Annotated in this window: 15 protein-coding genes; 13 read left to right on the top strand and 2 right to left on the bottom strand. The window is 45.9% G+C overall.

Features of this window, described 5'->3' with window-relative positions; translation table 11 throughout:
- Positions 1-194 precede the first annotated feature (194 nt).
- Both NBH07_RS19000 and NBH07_RS18995 read left to right on the top strand, forming a co-directional pair.
- Entirely contained in the window at positions 195-3,005 is a 2,811-nt protein-coding gene (locus NBH07_RS19000) for a DUF6383 domain-containing protein (RefSeq protein WP_009016807.1), read from the top strand.
- A 278-nt stretch (positions 3,006-3,283) separates the two neighbouring features.
- The gene (locus NBH07_RS18995) at positions 3,284-5,470 is read left to right on the top strand and encodes a DUF2339 domain-containing protein (RefSeq protein WP_009016808.1); all 2,187 of its coding nucleotides are present in this window, start codon (positions 3,284-3,286) and stop codon (positions 5,468-5,470) included.
- Here the strand turns inward: NBH07_RS18995 and NBH07_RS18990 are convergent.
- Positions 5,465-6,748, bottom strand: a complete 1,284-nt coding sequence (locus NBH07_RS18990) for a UDP-N-acetylmuramoyl-tripeptide--D-alanyl-D-alanine ligase (protein ID WP_009016809.1) — start codon at positions 6,746-6,748, stop codon at positions 5,465-5,467. The genes NBH07_RS18995 and NBH07_RS18990 overlap by 6 nt on opposite strands.
- 129 nt (positions 6,749-6,877) lie before the next feature.
- On the opposite strand from NBH07_RS18990, the gene folP reads away from it, so the two are divergent.
- The 11 genes from folP (at position 6,878) to rsgA (ending at position 20,266) form a co-directional block, all read left to right on the top strand.
- Entirely contained in the window at positions 6,878-7,717 is an 840-nt protein-coding gene (folP, locus tag NBH07_RS18985) for a dihydropteroate synthase (protein WP_009016810.1), read from the top strand.
- A gap of 34 nt (positions 7,718-7,751) precedes the next feature.
- A complete protein-coding gene (gene cdaA, locus NBH07_RS18980; protein ID WP_008772898.1) occupies positions 7,752-8,537 on the top strand; it encodes a diadenylate cyclase CdaA in 786 nt (261 codons plus the stop codon).
- Positions 8,538-8,664: 127 nt separating this feature from the next.
- Positions 8,665-9,678: a phosphate acetyltransferase gene (gene pta / locus NBH07_RS18975; protein ID WP_009016811.1), complete on the top strand. Its 1,014-nt coding sequence runs from the start codon at positions 8,665-8,667 to the stop codon at positions 9,676-9,678.
- Positions 9,679-9,704: 26 nt separating this feature from the next.
- A complete protein-coding gene (locus tag NBH07_RS18970; RefSeq protein ID WP_005859763.1) occupies positions 9,705-10,907 on the top strand; it encodes an acetate/propionate family kinase in 1,203 nt (400 codons plus the stop codon).
- A gap of 157 nt (positions 10,908-11,064) precedes the next feature.
- On the top strand, positions 11,065-11,775 hold the full coding sequence (gene pyrH / locus NBH07_RS18965) for a UMP kinase (protein ID WP_005859761.1): 711 nt from the start codon (positions 11,065-11,067) through the stop codon (positions 11,773-11,775).
- A gap of 110 nt (positions 11,776-11,885) precedes the next feature.
- Positions 11,886-14,549: a substrate-binding domain-containing protein gene (locus NBH07_RS18960; RefSeq protein ID WP_039848531.1), complete on the top strand. Its 2,664-nt coding sequence runs from the start codon at positions 11,886-11,888 to the stop codon at positions 14,547-14,549.
- A gap of 128 nt (positions 14,550-14,677) precedes the next feature.
- Positions 14,678-16,486, top strand: coding sequence for a glycoside hydrolase family 32 protein (locus tag NBH07_RS18955; RefSeq protein ID WP_156682559.1), 1,809 nt, complete (start codon positions 14,678-14,680; stop codon positions 16,484-16,486).
- Between the two features lie 18 nt (positions 16,487-16,504).
- Complete coding sequence (locus tag NBH07_RS18950; RefSeq protein WP_005859753.1) at positions 16,505-17,377, top strand: carbohydrate kinase family protein; 873 nt, start codon at positions 16,505-16,507, stop codon at positions 17,375-17,377.
- Positions 17,378-17,380: 3 nt separating this feature from the next.
- Positions 17,381-18,547 (top strand): MFS transporter, encoded by a 1,167-nt coding sequence (locus tag NBH07_RS18945; RefSeq protein WP_005859751.1) that lies wholly within the window; start codon positions 17,381-17,383, stop codon positions 18,545-18,547.
- A 127-nt stretch (positions 18,548-18,674) separates the two neighbouring features.
- Positions 18,675-19,238 (top strand): ribosome recycling factor, encoded by a 564-nt coding sequence (frr, locus tag NBH07_RS18940; protein ID WP_005859749.1) that lies wholly within the window; start codon positions 18,675-18,677, stop codon positions 19,236-19,238.
- A 95-nt stretch (positions 19,239-19,333) separates the two neighbouring features.
- On the top strand, positions 19,334-20,266 hold the full coding sequence (gene rsgA / locus NBH07_RS18935; RefSeq protein WP_005859746.1) for a ribosome small subunit-dependent GTPase A: 933 nt from the start codon (positions 19,334-19,336) through the stop codon (positions 20,264-20,266).
- Positions 20,267-20,281: 15 nt separating this feature from the next.
- Here rsgA and dgt read toward each other — a convergent pair whose 3' ends face one another.
- Positions 20,282-21,607 carry a dGTP triphosphohydrolase gene (dgt, locus tag NBH07_RS18930; protein WP_005859743.1) on the bottom strand — a complete coding sequence of 442 codons (1,326 nt, stop codon included), beginning with the start codon at positions 21,605-21,607 and terminating at the stop codon, positions 20,282-20,284.
- Positions 21,608-21,851: the final 244 nt, after the last annotated feature.

Here is a 21,851-nt window from a genome sequence, read left to right as displayed (position 1 = left end):
TATCCGCTTTCTTATCAATCAAATAGGCTATCCATCACGAAACAACCGATTCCATAAACAAACCTTCTCCTTTATCCCTTGAAAAACGCAAGATTTAGACGATCGTTTAGACTAGTCGTTTTGTACCCATTTAGGTGGGATGCATATATAAAGAGCTTTTAATTAACACTAGTATTAATATTAATTTTAGAATTATGAACAAAAAGTTTTCTACTCTTGTAGCGGGCTTGGCTTTATGTACTGCCTTTACCGCTAATGCGAAGGTTGAAAATGGCAAAGTTTACCAATTGACCAATGAGGATGGTAAATATTTGTCTGTCACAGAGTCTTATACAAAGACTGATAGTTTGATCTTGGCTGATGCTCCTACTGCGGATATCAAGAACACTGATTATCAAAAATCCTTATGGAAAGTAACTTATCGTTTTGTCTCTTTGGCGAATACTTGGGCGTACACATTGACGAATAGCGCTACAGGCAGAGTGTTGACATTGGATAAGCAAGCTGAGTGGAACTTCAAAAATGAGGGTGCGTTTATCGCTCCGGAGAATGTGACTGCCGTTACTTTATCTGCTCAGTTGGATAATAAGACAGTTGTTTCTATCATCGCTAAAGATGATGTGGAAGCTGAAAGAACAGATATTGTTACTTTGGAAAAGGGAACGGCTGTATCTGCATCTGCGATTAACTTTACAGTAGCAGCTCCAGCAAAGATAAACATGACTGCTGACTTGTTAAATAATAAGTATGGTTCTCCTTTCGCTTTGACTTTCGACAAAAATCTGGATGGAAATCCTTTGGCAGGCAAAGAGTTGTTCGCTACAGACATTGACGGTTTAGATGGTTATGTTACTTTGCAGGATAGAACTACCGGTAAGTATTTAGTTGTGGACTCTACTTCTTGGTCTTCTAATTTGTCTTCTGAGAAATTCTGGAAACTTACTGTAGACGCACAACCTAAAGATGAGGCTGCTGCTGCTGATAAGGCTACCGGTGTAACAGCTGGTACGATCCTAGAGAATGGTCGTGCGAAAGAGTTGTATGCTTTCAAGGTAGTTTTAGATCCTTCCGATAATAGCAAGATGATCCTTTATCCGTATGCTACTCCTGTATATAAAGGCGCAAATGATACGGAGAAGAAGTCAAAAATGTGTTATGACATGGAGGTTGCCGCTAATGGTGAGATGATCGCTTTTGGTAACTTCGCAGGTACAGAGAAATTGACAATCTGGACTAAGGATGCTGCTAAATGTACTTTCGCTGAGGTTAAGCTTCCGACCACATTGGATCCAGAGTATACTTACTTTGTTAAGGATATGAACAATGCGAAGTCTGATGAGGATCATTCCGCAAATAAGAACAAAGGAAAATACTATGTATTCTCTTTCTGTGAGAACGGTACAGTTCATGCTGGTGCTGTAACAGAAGTTCCTACTGCTTTATGGTATTTGACTGAGACTAATAATTTGGCTAATATGTGGAATACTAATAGTACTAGAGGTGGTGCTATTATCCGCGTAATAGATGATGCGAAGGCTATTTATTCTTTTGGAACAGATACAGTTCAATTGGTAAAAGGCCCGAAAGTGGAGGATGCTCAAGAGTTAGCTTATAAGAAAGTTTCTAAAGAAGATTTGGTTAATGGTGCATTGTCATTCCGTTTGAAATCTGATTTATTGGAGAACTTGTATGTAACTGTTAAAGATGGCAAATTGTATGTAGCTGCCGGTGAGTTGGCTTCTGCTTATAGATTTAAGGTAGAAGAGGTTGAATTAGATGAGGCAAATTCAACTGTAGCTGAGTCAAATGGAGTGAAAGTTTACAAGTATAATGTAACAGATCGTTTAGGTAAGGCTACTTTATGCTCTAAAAATGAAAATGGAACTGATTATTATTTAATGGGTGAGCCTGATGTAGAGAATAGTGTTTATCCTGTTACATTATCTTTCTTATCTACTGGTGTAGAGAATGAATATAAGTTGGTTTCTTATTCTGAATATACTGAAGAATATGGTTATTATGGTTCTGCAATCTCTGCTTTAGCTGGATCTGGAATGCTATATACAGCTAGCTGGTGCAACACTGAGAATACTACATTCGAGTTCGCAAAGAAGGATGCTCCTACATATGCTACTTTGAATATCGGTCACGTACAGATCACTTCTTATACAGAGGATGATAACAAGATGATCGCTAGCCAGAAAGATGGTTTCGCTGTATTGAAGGCAGAAGGACAGTCTATCTTGAAGAGCGATGTATATACGCATGATTCTTTGACTTTGTGGTTGGATACTGCTTGCTTGACTTTCGAAGAGACTATGCCTTTGTATTATCTTTCTACTAATGCATTTGCGGAAGAAGGTGTGAAAACTAGAAACTATTTGATGAATACATTGGATTCTGCAGAGGTTAAGGGTTATGCTTATGAGGCTGCTGGCGCTGAGGCTGTTCGTGCTGCATTTATTGCTGGTTCTGTATGCGGTATAGATTCTATCGCAATCAAGGGTGATACAATCAATGCGATGAACTTGAATCCGGCAGCTGTCGCATTTGAGGTCGCTGCTGAGTATAGCGATGAGGCTTACAAGATCCTTTCTGTTCAAGAATATTTGAATCCGGCTTATGATGAGGAAGCAGCTGAAGAGCAAGGTGAAGAGTATGATGTAGAGAAATATTTACCTCGTAATGCTTATTTGGCTCATTTGAACAATGTTGTTTATTGGACAACTGATCCTGAGCAAGCAGAAGTATTCAAGGTAATGACAACTAGCACTCCTACATCTAATGACAAGATCGCTGCTGAGTCTGCTATCTCTGTTATCGCTAACGATGGTACTGTAACAATCCAAGGTGCCGCTGGCAAGTCTGTTGTTATCTCTAACATCTTAGGTAAGGTGGTTGCTGAGACAGTTCTTTCATCTGATAACGCTACAATCGCTGTACCGGCAGGTATCGTAGCTGTAGCTGTAGAGGGTGAGGCTGCTGTTAAGGTGGTTGTTAAATAATTATTTTATTCGAAATGATACAGTAGAGACGGGCACGTCCCGTCTCTATCTAAATATATTTAATTAAATAATTTCCACGCAACAAAGTATCCCGTGATGGGGGAACGTGTGGTTAATACTAAAGTAAAAAAGTTCTTCCGATAGTATTTCCGTGAGGAAGGAAACCGGATAAAAAATTGCTCCCGGCGATATTCGTATCGTCGGGACTTTTTTATGGTTCGGAAAGCTTTTACATAAATAAATGCGTATATTGCGGCAAGCTTATAATTTTAGAGTTTATGGAATATACCTTACTGATACTTCTATTACTGATCATGATTTGGATAAACTTGCGTAATAAGATATCCAAATCACAAGAGAAAACGGAGGAATTGTTGAAAGAGATCGCTGCCTTGCGTAAACGTTTGGAGAATAGTCCGGAAGTTGTGGACGAGATAAAGGAACCGGAGCCTGAGATCTTGAAAGAGCCGGAAGTTTTCGTACAACCTGAACCGGTAAGGGCGATTGTCGAACCTGCTAAAAATCCTCAACCCCAGAAGGTGCGGAAGCCTGTCAATTATGAGAAATATATCGGTGAGAACTTATTCGGTAAAATTGGTATCCTGATACTCGTCTTGGGTATGGGGCTTTTCGTGAAGTATGCGATAGATAAGGAATGGATAAACGAGACCTTGCGTACGATCCTTGGCTTTGGGATGGGCGGATTACTTCTATTCGTGGCTTGGCGTTTGAAGGATTCCTATCGTACCTTTAGCTCTTTGCTGGCGGGAGGCGCTTTCGCGATCTTCTATGTAACGGTGGCGATCGCCTATCATTATTACGGGCTGTTTAGCCAAACGGTCGCTTTTATTCTGCTTGTGCTGTTTACCGGATTTATGTCGTCTTTATCTATACTCTATAATCGTGGGGAACTGGCGATTATCGCTTTGGTGGGTGGATTTATCGCTCCATTCTTAGTGGGTAGCGGAGATGGAAGTTATTGGGTGCTGTTTACCTATGTCATGATCTTGGACCTAGGAATGTTCGGGCTATCTATCTATAAGAAGTGGGGGGAATTGCCTGTAATTTGTTTTGCCTTGACTTGGATCGTCTTTGCGGGTTATACGTATGCTGCGGATCTGGATTTGATGGGAAGTGTCCAATTAACACATTTACTTATTTTCTCTATCGCCTTCTATTTGATCTTCTTATTATCGGTCGCTTCCATCGTACGAATCAATATCCGGGGGATCAATCAATATTTATTAGGAGTGATCGGATTGAACAATTTCGTATTCCTGTTCTTTGCCCTTTGTCTCCTGCAGAATATGGAGCTTGAGCGGAATTGCAAAGGTCTGGTAACCCTTTTTGTTGCGGCTATTAACTTCGCTCTTTTCTTTTGGATCAAACGGAAAGGGGAACCTTTCACTTTCTTGATGCATACGTTATTGGGTATCGCTCTTACGTTCGTATCGGTGACGATCCCGATCCAACTGGAAGGGACCTTTATTACCTTGTTTTGGGCTTCAGAGGTAATGATTATTCTCTGGTTCTATAGTCGTTTCCGTCTGCGGGTTTACGAGATATTCGCTTGGGTACTTCCGGTCTTGACGCTGGGCTCTTACGGAATGGATGTCTTCCACGGATGTATGGAGGCTCGGTACGGAGATTCTTCCCTATTTATAAATGGCTTGTTCGCTACCGGTATTTTTACGGGGCTATCGTATTGGGTAGACGCTTGGTTGGTACGTCCGACAAGGATATCTACGAAAGGGCCTCTCTTGACGGGATGTGTCGTATTATATATAGCCTTTGTTTTCGATTTCTATTCATATGTAGATCCTTCGATCGTGTCCTTTAGCTATATCGAGACATTTACGGTGGCGGTTTTATTTGCTGCGAATGTTTTATTAGGGAAAAGCTATTTGCCTGTGTCAAGAAATGCGGGGGGATACGGACTACTCTTGGGGCTATCTTTATCCCTGTTCGGAGGAATGTCTTTGTGGGTCGGGTATGATGATCTCTTTATTCCCCGGTTCCTGCTATGGGTTTCCTTGCTTTTAATCGGGGGGCATATTTTTGTCTTGGGGCGGTACTATTATAAGTCATTTGACGCAAGAGAAAAGCGTACGCATGGGATGACCTTATATATTTGTTTGCTGTCTACGATATTACTGGCCGTGGGAACGAATAATTTGTTGAATCAGTTGGGCTTGCCGGATGAATTAAGCGCAGGCTTCTCTATCTCGTTGAGTCTTGCCGGCTTTATGCAAATGGCGGTGGGAATGCGATTGCACCTGAAGGTTGTCCGGATGATTAGTTTGGCCACTTTCTCGATCGTATTGCTAAAGTTGGTGTTGGTAGATCTGTGGCTCTTGCCTACGATCGGGAAAGTGGTCGTCTTTATAATCTTGGGAGTTATCTTATTGGTTCTCTCCTTCTTGTATCAAAAGTTGAAAACTGTCTTGTTCGATGATAGCTTATAGGATATCCGCTAGTTTCTCCAGCCCCATGCTATGAGAGCCTTTGATCAAGATATGATAGCCCTTTAACGGCTGCCTCCGAAGCTCCTCCGTCATAGCCTCTGTGGTAGCGAAGGGGGAGAACTCTTTGCCTACCTTGGAGAAATGCTCGCCGCAGAGGAACACCTTGTCGAACTGGCCTTTCTTGATCTGTTCGACAACCTCCGCGTGTAATTCGTCGCTAGTTGGTCCAAGCTCGCGCATATCTCCAAGGATGATGGCTTTAGGCTGTACGGGCATGGTGATGAAATTGTCCAGAGCTACTTTCATGCTACTCGGATTCGCGTTGTAAGCATCGATAATCAATTCGTTATTCTCGGTTTTCTTGAATTGGGAACGGTTATTGGTTGGCTCGTAAGCGGCGATAGCACGACTGATACGCTCTGCCGGGATCTTGAAGAAGCGGCCTACGGCGACGGCGGCCAATACATTATCTAGGTTATAACTACCGATCATATGTGTTTCGACGGTATGCAACTTTCCTTGTTGCTTCCAATTGAACACTAAGAAAGGATCGCAACTGACTACCTGTCCGGATGCGAAAGCATCATCCCCGTTTCCATATGTGATTTGTTCGATGCCTTTGGCGATAGACTGAAGGTACTCGTTCTCTTTCTTGATAAATATCTTGCCTTTGGAGCGACGGATATAATCATATAACTCCCCTTTTGTCCGGATCACACCCTCGAAAGAACCGAAGCCTTCCAGATGGGCACGGCCTACGTTCGTGATGATGCCATAGTTAGGATGGACGATATCCACTAATTCCTTGATGTCTCCCGGATGGCTGGCGCCCATCTCGATAACCGCCATCTCATGGTCATGAGTCAATCGGAGCAAGGTCAAGGGAACGCCAATATGATTATTGAAATTACCTTCGGTATATAGCAAATTGAATTTCGTTGAGAGTACGGCAGCCAATAACTCTTTGGTCGTGGTCTTGCCATTCGTTCCGGTAATTCCGATGATCGGCAACCCCAGTACCTTGCGGTGATGGTGCGCTAATTGTTGCAAGGTCTTCAGCACGTTATCAACAAGGATCGTGCGTTCGCCTATATAATAATCGGGATTGTCTATGACGGCATAGACACAGCCGGATGCCAAGGCTTTCCCGGCATATTGATTTCCATCGAATTTATCGCCTTTTAAGGCGAAGAAGATAGAACCCTTCGGACAGTTCCGGCTATCTGTCGTTATTTGAGGGTTATGTATAAATAAATCATAGAGGTCGATAATACTCATGACTGTATCGCGTTAAATATTTATTCCTGTCTAATTCGGCGCAAATGTAGCAATTAAATAAAGAATGAAGAATCTAGAAGGAGATTTTAAGAGAGAAACCTGTATCTTTGCTGGAAATAAGGAAAGATCATGTTAGATAAAATGCTCAATATTAGAGGGACACTTACTTCTTTAGCGACACCGTTGGTGATGGGAATCTTGAATATTACCCCTGATTCTTTTTATGCGGGCAGCCGCAAACAGACCGAGACCGCTATCGAGGACCGTATCCGGGAAATCTTATCGGAGGGAGGGGATTGGATCGATATCGGTGGTTATTCATCCCGTCCGGATGCCGCTGAGGTTACGCCGGAGGAAGAGATGCGCCGTTTGGAGTTTGCCTTACATATATTAAATAAGCATTACCCGGATATCCCGGTGTCCGTAGATACGTTTCGTGCGGGGATTGCCCGTCGTTGCGTAGAGGAATATGGAGTGGCTGTCATTAACGATATCTCCGGCGGTGAGTTGGATGCGGATATGTTCCAAACGGTAGCGGATTTGAAGGTGCCTTATATCATGATGCATATGCGTGGAACCCCTCAAACTATGCAGAGGCATACTGATTACCCGGATATGATGGAGGAGATCATGCTGTACTTTTCCCGGAAGGTACGCCAGCTTCGGCTTTTAGGGGTGAATGATATCATCCTCGATCCCGGCTTTGGCTTTAGTAAGACGTTGGAGCAGAATTACCAATTGATGAGCCATTTAAAGGAGTTCTCTATTTTTGAGTTGCCTTTATTAGTTGGAGTCTCCCGTAAAAGCATGATTTATAAATTACTGGGTGGAACCCCTGCGGATAGCTTGAACGGAACGACTGTATTGAATACGTACGCTCTCTTGAACGGCGCTAATATCCTTCGTGTACATGATGTGCGGGAAGCAGTGGAAGCCATTCGCGTCATAGGTCAAATGACCAACAAATAATTTTCAATTTTCAACTTTCAATTCTCAATTAACTATGTGGATGCATTTCGGTATAAAAGACTTGATTGACGTATTGCTGGTGGCTTTCTTCCTGTACCAGACCTATAAGTTGATGAAAAGCTCGGGCACATTGGCTATATTCAGTGGAGTCGTATCATTCATCGTCGTATGGATCTTGATCTCGCAGGTATTGGAGATGCGGTTGATGGGGGCCATCTTGGATAAGTTTATTAGCGTAGGTTTCGTGGTTTTGGTAATCCTCTTCCAAGACGAGATCCGCCGTTTCCTGTTGGCGTTAGGTTCGCACCGGGGCTGGAAATTCCTAGGGAAACTTTTTTCCAAGCGAGGAGGCGATCCGGAGAAAGAAGGGAAGTTTGTCGCCCCTGTTGTCTTGGCCTGTATGAATATGGCCCGGAAAAAGACGGGTGCCTTGATCGTGATCCAGCAAGATATGGACTTGACTATCTATGAGCATACGGGCGAGATGTTCAACGCCGATGTAAATGCCCGCTTGATCGAGAATATATTCTTTAAGAACAGCCCGTTGCATGATGGTGCCATGATCATAGCCGATAACCGGATCAAGGCGGCCGGTTGTATCTTGCCGGTCGCCCAGAACGCTACCCTTCCCAAGGATATGGGATTGCGCCATCGTTCCGGGTTGGGGATGTCATTGGAGACAGATGCGCTGGTTATTATTGTCTCGGAGGAGAGAGGAAAGATCTCCGTGGCCCATAAAGGTAAGTTAAGTGTGAATGTGACAGCGGAAGAACTGCAACAAATACTCTCCGGGGAGCGGGAAGTGACGAATTACTGTTAAAAGATCTGAAACTGGTATCTCTACCTGTAATTCTTTTGCCTATTTTGTAAACTCTATATTGCATTATGCCTAATTTTGTAGCCGGATTACGAGTACAATTATTAAATAATATAAAATATCTTCCGCTATGGATTTAATGCAAGACATTATTGCGCGCGCTAAAGCTGACAAGCAGCGTATTGTTCTTCCCGAAGGTACCGAGGAAAGAACTCTTAAAGCTGCCGACCAATTACTGGCCGACGGTGTAGCAGACATTATCTTAATTGGAAACCCCGCTGAGATCAAGGAGTTGGCGGCTGGTTTCGGACTGAACCACATCGGTGAGGCAACTCTTGTCGATCCGAAAAATCACGAGAAGAAAGCCGCGTATGCAGACTTGCTTTTCCAACTTCGCCAAAAGAAGGGTATGACTCCCGAGAAGGCTGCGGTTCTAGTTGAAGATCCTTTGTTCTTGGCTTGTTTGATGATCAAGGCGGGTGACGCTGACGGTGAGATCGCCGGTGCTGAGAATACGACGGGTAATGTATTGCGTCCTGCTTTGCAAATTATCAAGACGGCTCCGGGCATGAAGTGTGTTTCCGGTGCGTTCCTTATGTTCACGAAGACTCCTCAATATGGGGATGATGGTATTTTGGTATTTGCCGATTGTGCGGTTATGCCAAACCCGAACGCGGAAGAGTTGGCTAGCATCGCTGTCGCTACCGCCGCTACGGCTCGTAATATCGTAGGCGTTGAGCCTCGTGTGGCTATGTTGAGCTTCTCTACGAAGGGTAGCGCTTCTCACGAGATGGTAGATAAGGTAGTGGAGGCTACTCGTTTGGCTAAGGAGATGGCTCCGGATTTGAAGATCGACGGAGAGTTGCAGGCCGATGCGGCTTTGGTTGAGGCTGTAGGTAGCAAGAAAGCTCCGGGTAGCGAGATCGCCGGTAAAGCGAATGTTTTGGTATTCCCGACTTTGGAGGTGGGTAATATCGCTTATAAGCTGGTTCAACGTTTGGGTGGCGCTGAGGCTGTCGGTCCGATCCTTCAAGGTATGGCTGCTCCGGTGAACGACTTGTCTCGCGGTTGCTCCGTAGACGATATTTATAAGATGGTAGCGATCGCTTGTAATCAATCCATCGGTTTGAAATCCGCAAAATAATATAATAATCCTAACGACTTAATAATATGAAGATTCTAGTATTGAACTGCGGTAGTAGTTCTATCAAATATAAGTTATTCGATATGACCTCCGGTGAGGTTATGGCTCAAGGCGGTATCGAGAAAATCGGTTTGCCGGGCGCGTTCTTGAAATTGACGGACAAGGATGGCAAGAAGGTGGTTATCGAGAGAGAGATCCCCGGCCATCAAGAAGGCATCGAGTTTATCCTGAGCGTGTTGACCGACGCTACTTATGGCTGCATCAAGGACTATAAGGAGATTGATGCCGTGGGCCATCGCGTGGTACATGGTGGCGAGGAGTTCGCTTCCAGTGTATTGATCAATCAGGATGTAATCAATAAGGTAATCGAGTGCTCTGATTTGGCTCCGCTTCATAACCCGGCTAACTTGAAGGGTGTTCGGGCGATGGAGGCTTTGATCCCGGGTATTCCTCAAGTAGCGGTGTTTGATACGGCTTTCCATCAGACCATGCCGGATTATGCGTATATGTATGGTTTGCCTTACGAGATGTACAAGAAATATGGCGTACGTCGTTATGGCTTCCACGGAACCAGTCATCGATATGTATCCCGTCGTGCTTGCGAGATCTTAGGTGTTCCTTATGAGGATCAGAAGATTATCACGGCTCACGTAGGTAACGGTGGTTCTATCACCGCTATCAAGAATGGTAAGAGCGTGGATACTTCCATGGGCTTGACTCCGGTTGAGGGTCTGTTGATGGGTACTCGTTGCGGCGACGTGGATGCGGGTGCTTTGTCTTTCATCATGGATAAGGAAGGCATGGATGGTGCCGGCCTTTCCGACTTGATCAATAAGAGAAGTGGTGTTGCCGGTCTTTCCGGAATCTCTTCCGATATGCGTGAGATCGAGGCTGCCGTAGCTGCCGGAAATCCGCGTGCGATCATGACCTTGAACGTATATAACTACCGCATCAAGAAATATATAGGCGCTTATGCCGCCGCTATGGGTGGTTGTGATATCTTGGTTTGGACCGGTGGTGTCGGCGAGAACCAATGGGCGACCCGTCGTGCGGTTTGTGAGAACATGGAATACATGGGCATGAAGATCGATGTAGAGAAGAACGAGGGCATGCGTGGCGAGGAGATGGTAATCAGCACTCCGGACAGTAAGGTGACTATCATCGTCGTTCCTACGGATGAGGAATTCATGATCGCTGCCGATACCTTGGAGATCTTAGATAAAAAATAACCAGTAACGTTTCATATAATTTTAGCTAATCCTCGCAGCTTACAAAACACGGGGTTAGTGTTTAGATCGCCCCGACACCGGTTGGGGCGATCTTTTTTATGCGAATATCGGATTATTCGTTACTTTTGCGGAATTACATATTAAATATATACAAAACATGGCTCAATACAAACGTATCTTATTAAAATTAAGCGGGGAGTCGCTGATGGGTGGTAAACAATATGGGATCGATGAGGTCCGCTTGAATGAATATGCGGCACAGATCAAGGAGATCGCCGAGATGGGCGTACAGATCGGTATCGTGATTGGTGGCGGTAATATTTTCCGTGGATTGAGTGGCGCTTCCAAAGGTTTCGATCGGGTAAAAGGAGACCAAATGGGTATGCTGGCGACGGTAATCAATAGCTTGGCGCTTAGCTCCGCATTGGTCGCTCAAGGCGTGAATGCGAAGGTTTTGACCGCTATCCGTATGGAACCGATCGGCGAGTTCTATAATAAATGGCGTGCGATCGAGTTGCTGGAACAAGGTAACGTGGTCATCATGTCCGGCGGTACGGGTAATCCGTTCTTTACTACGGATACCGGATCTTCCTTGAGAGGTATCGAGATCGAGGCGGATGTCATGCTGAAAGGTACCCGTGTGGACGGTATTTACACCGCTGATCCGGAGAAAGATCCTACGGCTACCAAGTTCTCCGATATTACGTATGATGAGATCTATACCCGGGGCCTGAAGGTAATGGACTTGACCGCTACCACGATGTGTAAAGAGAACAACCTCCCGATCATCGTATTCGATATGGATACCAACGGCAACTTGAAGAAAGTGATGAGCGGAGAGAATATCGGGACACTGGTGCATAATTAGTGCCATTAACCGATGACACGGCAGTGCCATGCTGGTGGTACTGTCGTGCCACAGGCATGGCAAGGTTGTGCCAGCCCTGTGGCAAATACGTTAGACCTTTATTCTTGTATATGAAGCATCCCTTTTTACTAGTATGGTTAACCTTGATCGTCTTGTGTGGCTGCACAAGCTCGGGGAAACAGAAGAAGCACGTTATCGGCCTCTCCCAATGTATGCTGGACGATGCTTGGCGGCAAGCCATGATTAACGATATGCGTATCGAAGCCTCCAACTATGATGACGTGGAAATTATTATAAAGGACGCGCAAAACAATAACGAGACACAAATACAACAAATACGAGACTTGATCCGCCAAAAGGTGGATGTCTTGATCATCTCCCCTTACCAATCCGAGCCGATCACGGCAGTTGCCGAGGAAGCGTACCGTGCCGGAATCCCGACGATCATTACAGATCGCAAGGTAAATACCGATCAATACACCTCTTTTGTCGGGGCGAACAATTATGAGATCGGACTAGCGGCAGGCAATTACGCCGCCAATTATCTTCCCCCGAACGCTATTATCTTAGAGATATGGGGACTCACGCAAACCTCCCCGGCGCAAGAGCGACATAAAGGTTTTGTCGATGCCTTGCGAGAAAGGGAGGATCTTTCTTTCCGTAAGATAGAAGGACAATGGCTGGTCGATACCGCCCGGATGGAGCTTCAGAAGTTAGAGCATCCCGAGCAGATAGATTTCGTTTACGCCCATAACGACATGATGGCCATAGCCGCCCGGGAATACTTTATGGCATGGGATTCCATCCGAGGACGGGAGTTGCGGATTATCGGCGTTGATGCCGTGGCGGGTGCCGGTCTGGAAGCCGTGGAAGATGGACGGATCAATGCCTCTTTCCTCTATCCGACAGGAGGGGAGCAAGTGATTCGCACGGCTATGCGTATCATTCAAGGGGAGCCGGTGGATAAGTTTATCCCTCTTCGTACGGCTCCGGTAGATCATCAGTCTGCCCGCACCTTATTGTTGCAAGCGGACCAACTCCAGAAATATAGGCAACGTATCGAGGCGCAGCGTTCCCGCATCGACGGTTTGTCCGACCGGTTTTATTTCCTGCGAAACTCTTTAGGGGTGATCTCCTTATTGATGATCGGTTTTATCGCCCTTTCCATTTACGCCTTTTACATAAACCGGAAGATGAGGCAGGCGAATCGTAAGCTAATCTCCTTGAACGCGGAGATGAAAGAGGTGACGGCGCAGAAACTCCAATTCTTTACGAATGTCTCTCACGAAGTACGTACGCCCTTGACCTTGATTCTCGCTCCTTTGGATCGCCTGATAATCTCCTTGCGGGAATCTCCTTACGCCTCGGATCTCGGGTTGATCCAGAAGAACGCCAACCGTTTGTTGCGTGTGATCAATCAGATCTTGGACTTCCGGAAGGTGGAAGGCAAGCAAGAGAAACTAGCGGTACGGGAAATCGATTTGGTCCCTTTCGTTGGCGAGATCAAATCTTATTTTGACAGTATGGCCTCGGTACGTGCGATCGCCTATACGTTCACTTCTTCGATAAAACAATGTACGCTATGGATCGATCCGGACCTGTTGGAGAAGGTATTTGTCAATCTTCTCTCGAACGCCTTTAAGTTTACGCCGGAGGGAGGTAGCGTGCGGATAGAGCTGACAGAAGAGGAGGATCGGGTTTTTATACAGGTTATCGATACGGGAAGTGGTATCCAACCCGGTAACCTTCCGCATTTGTTTGACCGTTTCTATACGGAGGATCGGTCGATGGGAACTGGGATCGGATTACATTTGGTAAAGGAATATATACATATGCACGGAGGGGAGATCCGTGTGGAGAGCGAGCCGGGACAAAGGACTACCTTTACGGTTTGCCTGCGGAAAGGAAAGGCGCATTTCGAGGATAGCGACCTGATGGAAACGTCCGTATCCCATCAAGCCTACGAAGCCTCCCGGTTGGACGATTCGGAAACCCATAAGATGCTTTCCAAAACCTATCCTTATACGATACTTATCACCGAGGATGACGATGAGGTTCGCTGCTTTTTGGAACGTGAGCTTAGCCCTCATTTCAAGACCCGGACGGCCGCGAACGGGAAAGATGCCTTGCGGGTATTGGAAGAGGAGGAGATATCATTGGTAGTAAGCGATGTGATGATGCCGGAGATGAATGGTTTCGAACTTTGCCGGATGATCAAGTCGCAACTTCCCTTTAGCCATATCCCGGTGATCTTATTGACCGCCTTGACCGATGAGCGCCAACGGATTTTCGGGATTACCGGCGGAGCGGACGATTATATACAGAAGCCTTTCCATACGGATTACGTGAAGATCAAGATTATCCACCTATTGCAAGAGCGCCAGAAGTTACGGGAACGTTTGTTGGAGAAGTTGCGGGATAATAAGCTCCTTCTGTCCGAGCCGGAGAAGGTGGAGAGCATCGATGACGCCTTTCTGCGTAAGTTCGCGGAACAGATCGAGGCCGTTTACGCGGACCCCGAATATAATGTGGAGAAACTAAGCGAGACCTTGGGATTATCCCGGGGGCACCTTCACCGGAAGATCAAGGAGCTTACCGGAACCGCACCCGTCGAGTTCTTGCGTACCTATCGCTTGAATAAGGCGACCCAGTTGTTGAGGCAGAACGCGTACACGGTGAGCGAGGTCGCTTACCGAACCGGTTTCTCCTCACCCGCTTACTTCTCCAAATGCTTCAAGGCGGTCTACGGGGTTACGCCTACCGAGTATCAATAACATTTGTACGATCTTTATCACAAATGTCATATCTCCTCACCTTTAAGGGATAAGTGTTTTTCTATCCGGAAGAATCCTATTAATTTTGGCGGAGAATCAAACAATATTATCCTTTAATCCGTTCGTTTATGAAACAACAAACAAAGAGACTTCTGAAGAGTTTATGTATGGCTGTCGGTATCATTTTATTGAGCGCGGTCGATCCGTTGGCCGGATATGCGGCAGAACGTACTATAGATATAAAGCATCTGGGCGAAGGGCAAAGCATTGTCCGTGTGGATGCGCGAGCCAAATATTTGTTGCTTCCGGTCGAGGAGTCCTCGCCGGAATCCAAGTTGTATATGATTGTCGATAATGACGTGGTACGGACTTTCAATGTTCGTTTGGCGGTGAATAAGGTGGATTATTTCGTTCCGGTAGATCTCTCGGGGTATGCGGATAAGCATATCTCCTTCAACTTCCAGCTTGCCCCGGAATCGGCTCTTTGCTGGAAAGAGATGAAGCTATCCGATCAGTTTGATTCGTCTAACCGGGAGAAATTCCGTCCGGCCTATCATTTCTCGCCGGCTTGGGGATGGATGAATGATCCGAACGGCATGGTGTACAAGGATGGTGAGTATCATTTGTTCTATCAATACAATCCGTATGGCTCGATGTGGGGGAATATGCACTGGGGGCATGCGATCAGCAAGGACTTGATTCATTGGGAGCATCAACCGGTGGCGATCGCCCCGGATGCCTTGGGTACGATCTTCAGCGGTAGCTGTGTGGTGGATAAGGATAATACCGCGGGGTTTGGCGCTGGCGCTATCGTGGCTTTCTATACCTCGGCCAGCGACCGGCAAGTGCAGAGTATGGGCTATAGCTTGGACAACGGCCGAACGTTCAAGAAATATGACCGGAATCCGATCCTTACTTCTACGCAACGTGATTTCCGTGACCCGAAAGTCTTCTGGCATAAGGAATCCAATAAATGGATCATGGTACTCGCCGTAGGGCAGGAGATGCAACTCTATTCTTCTCCCAATTTGAAGGACTGGACGTATGAGAGCAGTTTCGGGGAAGGACAAGGAGCGCATGCGGGCGTTTGGGAATGCCCGGACTTGATCGAGCTTCCGGTGAAGGGCACGGAATTGAAGAAGTGGGTCTTGATCTGTAATATCAACCCCGGTGGTCCGTTTGGCGGCTCCGCTACCCAATATTTCGTAGGTGCGTTCGATGGGAAACAGTTCGTGAATGAATCCCCGGCCTTGACCAAATGGATGGATTACGGCAAGGATCATTACGCTACGGTAACTTGGAGTAACGCCCCGGAGGACCGGAAGATCGCCTTGGCTTGGATGAGCAATTGGGAATACGCGAATAACGTGCCGACCTTGCAATACCGGAGTGCGAATTCGGTTCCTCGCGACTTGGTTCTTTATACGAAAAACGGGCAGACGTACTTGAGCAGCACCCCGTCTCCCGAGGTGTTGAAGTTGAGAGGGAAAGCCCAGAAGAAAGGTTCCTTCAAGGTGGACCGCTCCCATGAGGTCAATCCGGTACTTCCCGATCCGACGGGAACCTATGAGATCGAGATCAAGTTTAAGAACAACGGGGCCGATATCATGAGCTTCCAGCTGTTTAACTCGAAAGGCGAGGAGGTGGAGATGCGTTATAATCTTCTGGATAATACGTTCACGATGGATCGCCGTAACAGCGGGATCACGGATTTCAGCAAGACATTCGCCACGGCTACCTCGGCCCCGATCTCCGCCGCTAAGGAATATACCTTGCGTTTGCTGGTAGATAAATCCAGCATAGAGGCTTTCGACGGGAATGGGGAGTTTGTCATGACCAACCTAGTCTTCCCGGAAGAACCGTATAATCGCATTAGCTTTCATGCCAAGGGAGGAGCGTTCACGGTTACGTCATTAACCATTTATCCCTTCAAATAATTAAAAACAAAATATATCATGGAAAAGAGTAAACCTGTAGTAGTAGGCATTGGTGAATTATTGTGGGATGTCTTCCCGGACGTGAAGAAAGCCGGTGGAGCGCCGATCAATTTTGTGTATCACGCTACCCAATTAGGAGCGGAAGGTTATGCGATCAGTGCCGTGGGCAACGACGTGTTCGGAACCGAGATTATTCAGGAATTGGATAAGAACGGTATCGATAGTAATTATATCAGTACGGTGGAATATCCGACCGGAAGCGTGATGGTAGAGCTAAAGAACGGCATCCCTTCCTATACGATCATCGAAGGTGTGGCATGGGATCATATCCCGCTTACCCAAGCGTCTATCGACCTGATGAAACGTGCGGACGCCGTATGCTTCGGAACATTGGCGCAACGTGCTGCGGAATCTCGTGAGACGCTTCGTACCTTACTTTCTTATATGCCTAGTCATGCCTTGCGCTTCTTCGATATCAATATCCGCCAGCATTTCTACTCGAAGGAATTGATCGAATCGTTGCTCGAATTGGCGAACGTATTCAAGATCAATGATGAGGAATTGGAAATGCTTCGCCCGATGTTTGGTCTGGAAGGCACGATAGAGGATATGTGTCGCTGGTTCATGAAGAAATATGGTTTGCGCTATTTGGTACTTACGGCCGGGGCGGAGTATAGTACGATCTTTTCCGAGGAGGAGGTCTCTACGATTCCTACCCCGAAGGTACAGGTGGTAGATACGGTAGGCGCCGGCGATTCTTTCTCCGGGGCGTTTATTTCATCGATCTTAACCGGAAAACCTTTACGTGAGGCACATGAGAAAGCGGTAAAAGTAGCCGCTTATGTTTGTACGCAGAGTGGCGCATGGCCTGCTTACCCTAAAGATTTATAAGCCATGAGCGAGAAGACTTCATCCTTGAAATTGATTCCCGTGATGTTGGCGTTCTTCGCCATGGGATTCGTGGACTTAGTGGGAATCGCCTCTAATTACCTGAAAGCGGATTTAGGCTTGAGTGATTCGGAGGCGAATATCTTCCCGTCGCTCGTGTTCTTCTGGTTCTTGATCTTCTCCGTCCCGACGGGGATGTTGATGAACCGTATCGGGCGGAAGAAGACCGTGTTATTGAGCTTGATCGTAACGTTTCTTTCGCTAATGATCCCGATCTTCGACGACGCATATATGGTCATGTTGATATCCTTCTCCCTGTTGGGTATCGGCAACGCTTTGATGCAGACTTCCTTGAACCCGTTATTATCGAATATCGTAAGCGGGGATAAACTAGCTAGTTCTTTGACATTCGGTCAGTTCGTGAAGGCGATCGCCTCCTTCTTGGCGCCTTATATCGCCATGTGGGGTGCTACCCAAGCGATACCGTCGATGGAACTCGGTTGGCGTGTCTTGTTTCCGGTCTATATGGTGATCGCCGTGATCGCTATCCTGCTATTGGGAGCTACCACTATCCACGAGACCAAAGAGGAGGGGCGGCCCTCCACCTTTGGCGAATGTCTGGCTTTGCTGGGCAAGCCTTTTATCCTGCTTTGCTTTATCGGTATCATGTGCCATGTGGGGATCGATGTAGGGACGAATACGACCGCCCCGAAGATCTTGATGGAACGTCTGGGCATGACGTTGGCCGACGCAGGCTTCGCCACGAGCCTCTATTTCATATTCCGTACGGCGGGATGCTTCTCCGGGGCTTTTATCTTGCGAAAAGTCTCTCCGAAAGGATTCTTCGCCTTTAGTGTTTTCTTGATGTTATTGGCGATGATCGGTTTGCTGCTATTTCATTCGAAAGAGATCATCTATGCTTGTATCGCCTTGATCGGCTTTGGAAACTCGAACGTCTTTCCCATTATTTTCGCCCAAGCTCTGCTTTCTATGCCGAATAAGCAGAATGAGGTGTCCGGTTTGATGATTATGGGACTGTTTGGCGGCACGATCTTCCCGATCTTTATGGGCGTGGCATCCGATATGTTGGCTTCTCAAGTAGGAGCAGTGCTGGTGTTGTGCGTGGGCGTAGCCTACTTACTATTCTTTACGCCTAAGTTAAGTAAACAGTGAGGGCGATAAGCTTTTATACGGTATTATAAATCTTTTGTTAGGGAGTATTTTAATTATATGTTTGCGAAGTTGGAAATCTTTATTACTTTTGTTAATTAAAAGATTCGCAAACAAAAAACGTATATTTATGATAGATACGAAACAATTGATCAAAGCAGGGGAAGAGAAGATGACGTTCGCCATTGAGTATCTGGACGAGCAATTGTCTCACATTCGGGCTGGTAAGGCTAATCCGAAAATCCTCGATTGTGTGAAGGTAATGTATTATGGGGCGCCTGTTCCTCTTACTAACGTGGCTACGGTGACGGTTCCGGACGCACGGACTATCATGATCACTCCGTGGGAGAAGAAGATCATCCGCGATATTGAGAAAGGTATTCTGGATTCTGAGTTAGGTATCACGCCGGAGAATAACGGTGAGGTGATCCGCTTAGGTATTCCTCCGTTGACTGAGGAGCGTCGCCGTCAATTGGTGAAACAATGTAAGCAGGAGGCGGAGAACGCGAAGATCAGCGTTCGTAACGCTCGTCGTGACGCTATCGAGGCTTTGAAGAAAAGCATCAAGTCTGATGGGGTTCCCGAGGACGTAGAGAAAGATGCCGAGGCAGAGGTTCAGAAAATCCATGATAAGTTTATCAAAAAGATCGATGAGCTTTACGCCGCTAAAGAAAAAGAAGTAATGACCGTTTAAATAATTGAAAGTTGAAACTTGGGAATTGAGAATTAAGGAACCCCATTGAGTCCTTATTCCAATTCTCAATTTTCAATTCTCAATTTTCAATTCTCATGAGGGGACTGGTAATAAAAAACACAGGTAGTTGGTATACGGTCCGTACGGAAGACGGGCGAGATATAGAGAGTAAGATCAAGGGTAACTTTCGTCTGAAAGACATAAAGAGTACCAATCCGGTCGCGGTAGGAGACCGTGTCGTAATCGATATTAATAAAGAAGGAACCGCTTTTATTACAGAGATCGAGGAGCGTAAGAACTATATCATCCGTCGTGCCTCTAACTTATCGAAGCAATCGCATATTATCGCCGCGAATTTGGATCAGGCGATGCTGATCGTTACAGTGAATTATCCTATAACAACAACGATATTTATCGATCGCTTCTTGGCGACAGCCGAGGCTTATCGTGTTCCCGTTAAATTAGTTTTCAATAAGATTGATCGTTATAATAATGAGGATCAAAGAGCGTTGGAGAATTTAATCGAGTTGTATACCTCGATTGGTTATCCCTGTTCGACGCTATGTGCCCGGGCCGAGGAAGGTTTGGATGCCTTGAAAGCGGATCTAAAAGATAAGATTACGCTTTTGTCCGGCCATTCGGGTGTCGGAAAATCCACGATTATCAATAAACTGGTGCCGGGGGTGAATCTCCGTACCGGTGATATCTCCGAATATCATAACAAAGGAATGCATACGACCACCTTTTCCGAGATGATTTCCCTTCCCGGGGGAGGCTATTTGATCGATACTCCGGGTATCAAAGGATTTGGAACGATCGAGATGGCGGACGCTGAGATCTCCCATTATTTCCGGGAGTTGTTTAAATACTCGGAAGAATGCCGTTTCAATAACTGCACGCACCGTCATGAACCGGGCTGCGCCGTCATTCAAGCCGTTAACGATGGGCTAATCAGCGAGTCCCGCTATAAAAGCTATCTAAGCATCTTGGATGATCGCATGGAAAGCAAGTACCGGGAAGAATTCTAACACATTATTACAACATCAAACGGCCGGCAGGCTCATACCGGTGATTTTACGGTATAGATCGAGCGCATATACATCGGTCATGCCGGAGATATAATCGAGTACGCATTGTATCTTGCCATATGTAGTAGGAGCGTTCGTGTCATATTGCTCCGGTATCCGTTGTAAGAGCAGTTTGCTGTAAGCATGCTCTTGGTTCATCACGGCCTCGGTCAAGCTGTCGATCAGATGGCTGAAAATATGATAACCGGCTAATTCAATGTCGAGTACTTCTTTTGCCTTATATATTTTCTTGTATGCTGTAGCCGAGCAATTAGCGTAAGCCTGCTTGGCTTGATCGCATATGTTACTGATTAACGGAGTGCTGTAGGTACCATTGAGGATGCTTTCCTCGTTCTCTAAAAAGACACGGGAACATTCATCCACTAATAGCCCGATAATACAAGAACGAAGATAGGCGATTTGCTCATTGGTATCGTCTACCATATGCATGACCTTGCGGATATGCTCCAACCGCTCTCCTTCGAAAAATCCCAATAATAGTTGTATGGCCTCTTCGGTGGTCAGGATATGTAGTTTGCAAGCATCTTCTATATCCATAATTTGATAGCAGATATCGTCTGCCGCCTCTACTAAGTAAACTAACGGGTAACGAAGAAATTTGTCCGGGGCTTCCGGGTTATGCCCGATCCCTAGCTCTTGGGCGATTTGCAGATAACTTCCCTCCTCCGACTGGAAAAAGCCGAATTTCCCTTTCTTTCCTGAATAGATGGATGCGTAAGGATATTTGATGATAGAGGCTAATGTGCTATATGTTAAGGCAAATCCCCCTTTCCTGCGTCCAATGAACTGATGGGTCAGCAACCGCATGGCGTTTGCGTTACCTTCAAAATGGACGAAGTCTTCCCAGCGTCCCCGTTCCTTCCGTACTTTCTCTTCTAGTTTTCGCCCATTCCCTTCGGAGAAGTAAGCGGAGATCGCTCTCTCTCCGGAATGCCCGAATGGAGGGTTTCCCATATCATGGGCAAGGCAAGCGGCTGATACGATGGAACCTATCTCTGGGAAGTTGATACTGCCGTCCGGATATTTTTGGATAAGCCCTTTCGCTACGTTATTACCCAATGAACGTCCTACGCAGGATACTTCCAGACTATGTGTAAGTCGGTTATGCACAAAGATACTTCCCGGCAGGGGGAATACCTGTGTCTTGTTTTGTAGTCTTCGGAAAGGGGATGAGAAAATTAAACGGTCATAATCTCGTTGGAAATCAGTTCTCTCATGTTTCCGCTCGTGATACTCTTCCATCCCAAAACGCTTGCCGGATAATAGCTGGGTCCAGTTCATAGTCAATACATTAATATATATATATCGCAAATGTAGAGATAATCTGTGCAAATCATTGAATATTTGTGGAAGAAATTAGAGTTAATGGTTAATTTCCTGATTGAGTTGTTTTCGAAGCTTGTAAATAGAGCTGTAATTTTATTCCAAGATGATAGTCAGATAGTGATTGGATGTTATAGGAGGAAGAAGATAATGAAGGAAAATTATGTTAATTGAAATTTGTTGTTAGTTTCATTAGAACTAA

The organism is Parabacteroides sp. B2-S-102 (assembly GCF_023656665.1).
Taxonomy (GTDB): domain Bacteria; phylum Bacteroidota; class Bacteroidia; order Bacteroidales; family Tannerellaceae; genus Parabacteroides; species Parabacteroides distasonis.
The sequence above is the reverse complement of the archived record's forward strand: the minus strand, read 5'-3'. Positions and strand labels throughout refer to the sequence as shown.